The sequence below is a fragment of the Devosia naphthalenivorans genome, from assembly GCF_003056355.1.
GTDB lineage: Bacteria > Pseudomonadota > Alphaproteobacteria > Rhizobiales > Devosiaceae > Devosia > Devosia naphthalenivorans.
In genome coordinates this window covers 95718-104161 of record NZ_PYVW01000018.1, presented here as the reverse complement: position 1 = coordinate 104161, position 8444 = coordinate 95718, and the positions used below count along the sequence as shown (strand labels likewise).

Here is an 8444-nt window from a genome sequence, read left to right as displayed (position 1 = left end):
GCTTTCCGCCGACCTTGTCGCACACCTCATCCAGTTCTGGGTGTTGTTATCGTGGAAGATTGCCTGAGGACCGCCAGTAGATACGCGCTTCTCGTGATCGTCTTCATGAACAATCGAGGGGACCGGGTCGTGAATGTCACCACCACGACGCCTGCTGCTCCAGCTGCGACGACGGCGCCTGCAGACCCTGCCGCGATAGCTCCTGCATCAGCCAGTCCGGCAGTTCCTGCTACGTCACAGAACAAGGGTGCGTTCAATAGGTCAAAGTCCCCCTGAGGCGGGGGTTCTCAAATCGATACCTGTTCTCAGGACGAAAGCCCCTTGATCCCGAGGTATGTTCCAGAGGCGGTCACGTTCATGCAAGAATGCTAGAAGCTGAACCGGTAGATCAGTGGCCGCCCTTATGGCCGGTAGCCATTGACTGCGCCTGTCGCTAATGGGCGCCAATGCCGGTTGGTTCGATCCGCTAAGCTTCCTTGATCAGCGGCAACTGATCGACCTTTGTGTTTTGCTTAGCGTGCTCCAGCCTGGCCCTCCGCGCGGGCAGATTGTAGTTCGATAGTACCTCTATCGAGGATTTGGTGATGTTGTAGTTGCCACACACGGGACAGTTTACGGTCTCCACATCCCCTGTGCTGCGCTCAAGCAACGCCAGCGTATTACCGCAGACAGGACAATCAACGGCGCGGGTCATCGATGTCTCCTTGTCGATCGCCAAGCTTATGCTTCAGCCGGGCGAAACCATATCAGCAAGGCCTTGTTCTGCACCAGCCAGTGTGTAGGACACCCTTAAGTTCGGGGCGTAGGCGGCGAAGCGTACCGCCATCAGCTGATAGACAATAAACCTGATCTTTCTCTCCGCGAATTGAGCATCGTCGGCGGGCAAACAGTTGGAGAGGCTCGCGGGGAACTCTCCATGACTCGGATCAATGCCTCTGAGGGGGGCGTTGCCCCAACTATAGCGAGTTGATCATCGCCTTTTTTTGCCGGCGGTCTACTCAATCGGCAGTCGCCCGGTAGAGGACTACGACTACCCCCCTACACCGCATCAACTAAATGGGCCCGACAGTTTCCTGTCGAGCCCTTGGACTTGCTGGGGGCTACCAAGTCTGGCGGCTGTACCAGTCGTCGATGTCTCGGCTCGTTTCGTCCTTCGCCTTGCCGTAACGTTCCTGGATCTTCCCCTCAAGCTGTTCCCGATTACCATTGATCTGTGCCAAATCATCGTCGGTGAGCTTGCCCCACTGCTCTTTCACCTTTCCGGTCATCTGCTTCCAGTTACCTTCAACGCGATTCCAGTCCATGGGAGTTCTCCTTTTCGGTTGGACTGGACCAACGCGAGGGCGGGGCGCCGGTTCCGACCTCAGCGTTCGTCTTCGTTTGCGCCGATGGATACTTCCACCAAGGTATATAAGGCATAGCGCTGGAAGGTTGATCTCACTTGCCTATGCACTGCATGTTGTCAGTCCTCGGATGCTTCTAAATTCCCTCCGCAGGGATGCCAGTGGCGAGCGTGAGCAGCGGTTTATGCAGCGATCAGCCCTGCTGGTAGTTAGTCGACGGGCATGCGGAACGTGAACCGGGTCTCGGTCGGGTCGGACTCCACGTCTATTCGACCACCGTGGGCCTCGGCGATTTGGGATGCAATGTACAGGCCCAAGCCCAACCCCACGTCGTTGTTGCGGACCAGCCCTCGGTGAAACGCCTTAAATAGATGCTGCACCATCTCCGGCGGGATTGGATGTCCCGCATTGGCGACTGACAGTTCCAGTATGCTATCGTCGCGCAATGCGCCGACAACCTGTATGGCACCGTCCGCTGCTCCATGGGTGACTGCGTTACCAAGCAGGTTCGAGAATATCTGCGCCACGCGGTTATGATCGACCTTTATTGCCCTGGAAATGTCGATTTGCGCCTCGATCTTACGATCTGGATTGGCGGTGCGGATTTCCTCGACGACCTGCTCCAGGGTTGACTGCAATGGACGCTCCGGATCGAGGTCCAGCGCAATGCCGCCGCCGAGCCGGCTGCGCGTGAGGTCGAGGACGTTGTCAATCAGGCCACTCATCCGATGAACACTGTTCTTCATCAGCCGCAGGAAACCCGGCGTTTTCTCCGTCCAAGCTCCATCGCGAAGAAGCTTACCCAGGCCTGCATCAATGGATGCCAGGGGATTGCGGAGATCGTGCCCCAGCACGGCAATGAACTGCTCGCGTAGTTCGGAGGTCTGCTCGGTCGCAGCAACCCGATCCTCTGCTGCGTTGATGCGGTCTTCGGCCTCTAGGTGGTAGGCGATAAGTTCCGCGAACAGGGTAAAGGTACCGATGATCTGCGGGGTGTCGACCAAGTGCGGGTTGGGGTCTATGGCGCAGAGCGTTCCGAAGAACCGACCGTCAGGCAGCACGATTGGTACCGAGATATAGCTCTGGAGACCATACATGCGCGGCGTGTGATGGTCGCAATACTTGGCGTCCTCGGCCACATTGTCGATTGCGACCACTTCGCGGTGCTGACGTATCTCGTGGCACAGAGTCGTCTCGACCTTGAGCTCACCGCCGGGCGGCAAACCAAAATCGATGTTGTCGAGCACCTGGCAGGCGATCCAGCGGTCATGGGTCACTCGCGCAACGGCGGCGAAGCCCATGCCGGTGGCACGGCAGACGACGTCGAGTATGTTTGGCACGGCGGCGATGCGCTGGAGGGCAGCTATGTCATTCTGGATATTGGTTTCCACCGGAGCGATCCAACTCGTGTAGTTTCGCTAATCCTATCCTGAGCCGGTTGTGGTGTCATGGATAGATCGTGACCTCAAGCACTGCTCGCACGATGCACGCGGCGATCCGAAATCGGGCTTGATGAGTGCAATCTCGGAAGCACACATATCAGCCACCGCTACCCGGGCTATCACTCCGCAGCACAAAGACCACGCCAGGCGCTTACCTTACGTCACTGCTCTAAACTCGGGTTTATTCAAGCGCGAGGCGGGGAGAAGTGCACGGACCATTCACCATTCAAGCTGTGGGTTTGGTGCTATCGTAGAGCTTGTCGAGTTGGCCATCGTCGTCGAGCACGACGATAGCCGTGCGCCCTTCTCTGAAGTCAGCTCTTGCCATGGCCAAAGCGCTGTCTATTGCGCTTTGACAGGTGATGTATGGCCCGTGTTGAGCGGCGGCGCAGAAAACGCACCACCGTCGAGTTTTCTGCGTCACAAGATACTCTATCGGCGGCATGTCTGTCTCTTTGGCTCGCTGCGACAATGATGCGAACGTCTTACACCGGAAACGGTGCTAGGTTTGATCGAGGTTAACTCACTGCCACTGCTCTTGGCGCTCTGATGCGCCTCGCCGAGCGCCTCAATCCTCCGGTGCTTGCCGAACTAAAACCGCGGGGTGGAGCACTTCGAGCGGGCTTCTACAACGGCGTATCCGCGAGCCTGCAAGCGCAACTCCACTGCCACGCCTTCGAACAGTTCGCTTTCGCTGTCGAGCGTGCCGTAGAAGCGCCACTGTCGGCCTTGGAAAGTTGTGGTCGATGATTTTTGTGCCGTTGGCAAAATCAGCAGCCGCGTTTCCTCTTCCCGGCAATCGCGGGCAAGAAACACATTCACCTTCATAATAGACCCTCCCGAGCCCCCCAGAAAGAATGCACGAGAGTCGGCCAGAGGCAATTAAAGTGGATCAAGCGGACCACCGTAGGAGGGCGTGCAACAAAGAGGGGGCCCGCTTCTTGATGAGCAATTGGAACGGCAGAGCGCAATAAAAATGCCTGGCAAGTACGGGGCGGTACCTGCCAGGCTTAGATCAGGGGGGACCTTAGTCTGCTTTGTCAGCGAGATTGAGAATGCTCAGAACGCGTTTGGGTTCCGCCAGCCGGTGGATGATGATCAAGCTTAAATCAACGGCCAGATCGAGTAGACGATAAGCGCTTTAAGCACGGGCGTTCGATCCTGTCTGCAAACCACGATCGTAATGTCAGCCTGCTCACTGCCCGTAAGCTGATCTCTCACCATCTCACCCAAAGCTCTGGCTGCCTCGTTCCTTGCCGCCGCGTCATCGTCCAAGTCGCTACAACCGTAGCAAGATGAGCCTTGTAAGTCCTGAACGTCGAAGGCGTCGCACTTGGGCATATCGGCCCCAAAGCATCCACCCTGGTCAGCAATCCGGCTACTCAGCACGGGTTGCCAACATGCGATGCCCTAACCTACATCAACTCGACACTACTCATGTCAATCCTGTACGGTTTCGACCACGCGTTGCCGCACTTGCCGTTCTTGAGGGCGGCGGAAGCCTCCTCGGTTGCTACCGACAATTTCGGTATTGGTCATCCATCTGTTCACGGTGCTCGGAACACACTTTGGGCGAACCGATCCCCGGGGTGGTATAGCTCTCGAAGCTGATCGAGACCCCGTTGATTCCTTTCGCGCTTGAACGCCGATTTACCTATGGGCGCTTTGGATATTAGAACGTCGCCAACTCACGGTTGTTGAGGGTTCCTCGATAGCCCTTCCTGGTCTCCGCCTTACGCTCCAGCGCTTCGATGACGCTGAGCGGGAAGTCGACCTCGTACATTTGCGACAAATTGTTTAAACCGCCAGGGGTGAACACGTTAATCTCGAGCAGCTTGTCGCCGACGATGTCGAGGCCGACCAGGAACATACCGTCCTGAATAAGCTTTGGCCGCACGGTCTCGGCGATGGACAGCATCGTATCGTTGACCTCTATGGGGACCGCGCTGCCGCCGGCGTGGATGTTGGAGCGGATTTCGCCCTTGGCCGGCGCGCGGCGAAAAGCGGCAAACCTGCCGTCCCGCTGCAGCGGCAGGCCGTTCAGGAGGAAAAAGCGCACGTCTCCTTCCGACGCCGCCGGCATGAAACTCTGGGCGATGAGATAGCCCTCCTCGCTAACCGCCTCGAAAATCTGCTTGATGTTGGAATCGTCGGGGGAGGCGATCTTAAATACGTTCTTGCCGCCCGAACCCTGCAACGGCTTGAGGATCACGCCCTTCTTCTGCTGCTCGATGAAGTCACGGATTTCTTCGAGGCTTTTGGAGATGAGCGTCTCGGGCCGGACCGAGGCCGGAAAGTCCTGGAAATAGAGCTTGTTCTGGGCCCGGGCCAATCCGTCCGGGTCATTTAGAACGATAACCCCGCGTGCGGCGGCGAGGCGGCCGAACACTGCGCCGACATGGGCAGCCCAGGGGCGGTCGACCGAGTCTTCAGAAGGATCGTTGCGCAGCAGCAGGATGTCGATCTCGGACACGTCCAGCGTTTCAACAGAGGTCTGCTTGCTGCGTAGGTCCTTGTAAAGCGTTTCCGCCTTCTTGTAGTTGCTGGCCGGCAGCATCAGCGCCCGCACCATCAGACTGTCATCGGGCCGCAGCACAAAGTCGCCGGGGGTCAGGTAGCAGATATCATGGCCGCGGCTGAGCGCCGACAGCGCCAGGTGGGTGGTCGTGTAGTTGGCCGTCTCGCCTTCGATGGAATTGACGAGAAATGCAATGCGCATGGGGTGACGCTCCTAGTTGACCGACATCTGCGTCGGGGTGATGCCGGCACAGGCCGACTTGAGCCGTCCGGCAGCTTGCGGATGGTTGAGGAACAGGGGCAGCAGCTGCGGGGCCTTGAGCAGGCCACGAGCGCCCAGTTCCTGGATGATGCCGAAATGACTGGCAGCAATCTTGCCCATCCAGAACGGATCGAGCGAACCGCCCAGGCGCAGATGGGTCAGTACTTCGAGCAGGCCGCGCAGATATATCGCGTCCTTGGCCAGCCCCCCGCCACGATAGACCCGCAGCGCCAGGTTGAAAGCGCCGCTTTTGGCGAAACCAAATTCGCGCACCAACCGGCGATAGCATTCGACGAAACTGGCACCACCGAGCATGTCGGCACACGCCACGACACGCGCTGCGATGAGCCGCAGCCGACTCACGGTCATGCCGCCCACAAGGTATTCGGCGAGCACGGCCAGCCCTTCCTGCACCCCCTCGTATCCGGCTAGGCCCGAGCGGAACAGGCGCAACCCCTGTGCGGAGCCGTTGAAATAGGTCAGCAGATGCACGCCGATCTCGTGGCTCAGCAGGGCCTCAACCCGATTTCGCGGGGTGACCGTATTGCGCGAAATCAGCAGCCTCCCGCCCGAAACCATCATGCCGGAGGGCAGGTCATCGCGCAGCTCGACGCGGGCCGAGAAGCCCTCATAGTCCTCGGCATAGGCGTTGATCATCGCATGGGCGCGACGTTCGAGGACCGTTACGTCGGCGTCGGCACCGTCATCCCGGGCCTTGCCACGCGCCGGCTTGGTGTCCGCCAGAATATCGCCCGCCGCCTTGAGCAGTGACGGCTCGACCGGGCCATAAAGCGCCCGTCCCAGTTCGATGAAGCGCGGGGTTTCGCGCGCCGCCAGCAAGGACAGCTGCAGATCGAGCTCCTGCTGCTTCTCGCGATAGAGCGTGGCGAGAACCGGATCCTCGAACCGGTCGAAGTCCACCGAGAACAGCGCCTTCTTTTGCCGGCCGACGTCGACCGTCAGAGGCCGATAGAGAAAGCGCGGCGCCTGTTCGCAGTTGCCGGCGCTGAATTCCGCCCAAGCCGCCTGCGCGTTGATCGGCGTTACCGCCAAGAGAAAATCGAACGACTCGGCCACCTCATCGATGGACCGGTCGGCGCGGGTCACCGCATCAACGAAGGCGCGGCGGCCAAGGGCACGATGGGAGGCCAGCGCCATGCAACCAGTCGCGTCGGCAAAGCCCGCCACGGCCCGCAAGCCTGCATCGACAATATTTTCGACCAAACGCTCCCGCAATTGCGGATAGACGGCATCGGACTCAGGCACCCGGTAGATGGGGGCAAAGCGCACCGTCAGGCAGGCCAGCCTCGGCAGCAGTCGGGCGAGCCTTGCCGCAGGGTCATCCGCCATCGCCGGCCGGGCGATCTTGGGCGCCCGGTATTTGGCTTCGGTCTTTTCAGCGGCGGCGGCAAAGGCCAGCAACGCCGCCTTGGCCGGCGCATCGGCGGAGGCCGACAGGCTCAACTCGAACGGCGGTAGATAGTCGGCGTCACTGGCAAGACGATCGCGCTCCAGCTCTCCGACATCGATCACGATGAAGGCGCCGAACTGCTCCCGCATCGCCTCGGCCACAAGCTTTATGATCGCCGTGGCGGTGCGCAGGCTGCGCACCAAAAGGTAGGCAGAATTGGCCGACGCCACATCGACGGCGGCGAGGTCCCGCCGCTGGCCAATATGAACGACGAGGAAGGGCAGTGGCCGATCGATATGCAGTCGCTCGCCCCGGCCAAAGTCCCGCCGGATCGGCTCCCCGGCCGCGAGCGCTCGGGCGAGTTCGTCCAGTAGCGGTTGGCGAGCCGCCGTCATGCCGAGGCCCTGAGGGCGCCCAGAAGCACCGGCAGGGACCCGGTGATCATCCTGCGCATACTGCCCAGGGCTTCCGGGTCTGGCTCACCGGTCCATTCGTCCATGAAGAACTTCTTGAACTCGATGGCGATGGCGCAGCCGCTTTCGGGAAAGTTGGTGTGGACAAACCGGGTCTGCTCGCCTCTGCCCTGGAAGGCTACGTTCTCGCGCACGTCTATAGGGCGACCGGCGAAGGTGTAGCTGCGCAGGCTCTCTATGAAGGGGTCGACTACATGGGCCCAACGCGCCCGATCCATCGAAATCGTGCCGATATTGATCTGCGGCGCCTCAGCCTCAGGCATCGGCGCCCCCTCAGGTCCCGCGCGCCGGTGGTTGTAGCTATGGATGTCGAGCAGCACGAACTGCCCGAATTCGGCGGCGATACCCTCCAGGATCTGCCGCAACATGGCGTAGTAGGCTGCGTGGATCGCCAGCGAGCGACGCACCAGTTCATCACCGAGCGGCATTGCCCATACATCCAGCCCCCAGCACTGTTCGGGAAGCAGATAGACCGCCCCAGGCGCATCGCGATTGAGGTCGACCTCGAAGCGGGAGCGATGGAACACGATCCGGTTGGGCACGTCACGGATGGTGTATTCGGTGAAAGGATCTTCTTCACGCAGGCGCTGGGCGTCATCGAGTGCGATGGTGGACGCGATTTCGTCCCGCAGCGCATGGCCGTTGTGAATGGCGGTGCCAATCAGCGGAGACGCTGCCCGATCGACAGACCAGAGCGCGTCACTACCGACAAGGCAATTCAAATCGTCGCCCTCGACGGAGCGGGAGTGGGATGTGGATTGGATCATCTGACGCTTTGCTAGTGCCCCGAAACGGGTAAGTCAGATCAACGGAGAGCCGCGGCCAGAGTTCCAGACTCACGGAGCCGCCTTACCAGATGCTCCAAAGGGAAGTATCTTCGCCGATCGGGCCGACGCGCATCAGGGTGCTTGGTGATCCGCGCCTGATCCCTGGCGATCCAAGAAGAAGTTGGAGCAGTGTCGACCGCGCGACCCGAGGTTCAACGAGTTTGGAGCT

General features: G+C 60.0%; 8 protein-coding genes. All 8 read right to left on the bottom strand.

From position 1 onward, the window contains the following. Positions 1-466: 466 nt before the first annotated feature. Positions 467-694: a TFIIB-type zinc ribbon-containing protein gene (locus C8264_RS18840; RefSeq protein ID WP_108462531.1), complete on the bottom strand. Its 228-nt coding sequence runs from the start codon at positions 692-694 to the stop codon at positions 467-469. 406 nt (positions 695-1100) lie between these two features. Continuing rightward, positions 1101-1304, bottom strand: a complete 204-nt coding sequence (locus C8264_RS18835; protein WP_108462530.1) for a CsbD family protein — start codon at positions 1302-1304, stop codon at positions 1101-1103. Positions 1305-1552: 248 nt separating this feature from the next. Continuing rightward, positions 1553-2734 (bottom strand): GAF domain-containing sensor histidine kinase, encoded by a 1182-nt coding sequence (locus C8264_RS18830; RefSeq protein ID WP_108462529.1) that lies wholly within the window; start codon positions 2732-2734, stop codon positions 1553-1555. A gap of 642 nt (positions 2735-3376) precedes the next feature. Beyond that, entirely contained in the window at positions 3377-3613 is a 237-nt protein-coding gene (locus C8264_RS18820; RefSeq protein WP_108462527.1) for a hypothetical protein, read from the bottom strand. Positions 3614-3889: 276 nt separating this feature from the next. Further along, entirely contained in the window at positions 3890-4126 is a 237-nt protein-coding gene (locus C8264_RS22995) for a DUF6894 family protein (RefSeq protein WP_108462526.1), read from the bottom strand. Between the two features lie 331 nt (positions 4127-4457). After that, positions 4458-5504, bottom strand: coding sequence for a glutathione synthetase (locus tag C8264_RS18810; RefSeq protein WP_108462525.1), 1047 nt, complete (start codon positions 5502-5504; stop codon positions 4458-4460). A 12-nt stretch (positions 5505-5516) separates the two neighbouring features. After that, positions 5517-7370, bottom strand: a complete 1854-nt coding sequence (locus C8264_RS18805; protein ID WP_108462524.1) for a flavohemoglobin expression-modulating QEGLA motif protein — start codon at positions 7368-7370, stop codon at positions 5517-5519. Continuing rightward, positions 7367-8215 (bottom strand): N-formylglutamate amidohydrolase, encoded by an 849-nt coding sequence (locus tag C8264_RS18800; protein ID WP_108462523.1) that lies wholly within the window; start codon positions 8213-8215, stop codon positions 7367-7369. Before C8264_RS18800 ends, C8264_RS18805 begins: the two co-directional genes overlap by 4 nt. Positions 8216-8444 lie beyond the last annotated feature (229 nt).

What these genes read in the sequence shown, in the direction of transcription:
- C8264_RS18840 (WP_108462531.1), bottom strand. Translation starts at nt 694, where the DNA reads ATGACCCGCGCCGTTGATTGTCCTGTCTGCGGTAATACGCTGGCGTTG.
- C8264_RS18835 (WP_108462530.1), bottom strand. Translation starts at nt 1,304, where the DNA reads ATGGACTGGAATCGCGTTGAAGGTAACTGGAAGCAGATGACCGGAAAG.
- C8264_RS18820 (WP_108462527.1), bottom strand. Translation starts at nt 3,613, where the DNA reads ATGAAGGTGAATGTGTTTCTTGCCCGCGATTGCCGGGAAGAGGAAACG.
- C8264_RS22995 (WP_108462526.1), bottom strand. Translation starts at nt 4,126, where the DNA reads ATGCCCAAGTGCGACGCCTTCGACGTTCAGGACTTACAAGGCTCATCT.
- C8264_RS18810 (WP_108462525.1), bottom strand. Translation starts at nt 5,504, where the DNA reads ATGCGCATTGCATTTCTCGTCAATTCCATCGAAGGCGAGACGGCCAAC.
- C8264_RS18805 (WP_108462524.1), bottom strand. Translation starts at nt 7,370, where the DNA reads ATGACGGCGGCTCGCCAACCGCTACTGGACGAACTCGCCCGAGCGCTC.
- C8264_RS18800 (WP_108462523.1), bottom strand. Translation starts at nt 8,215, where the DNA reads ATGATCCAATCCACATCCCACTCCCGCTCCGTCGAGGGCGACGATTTG.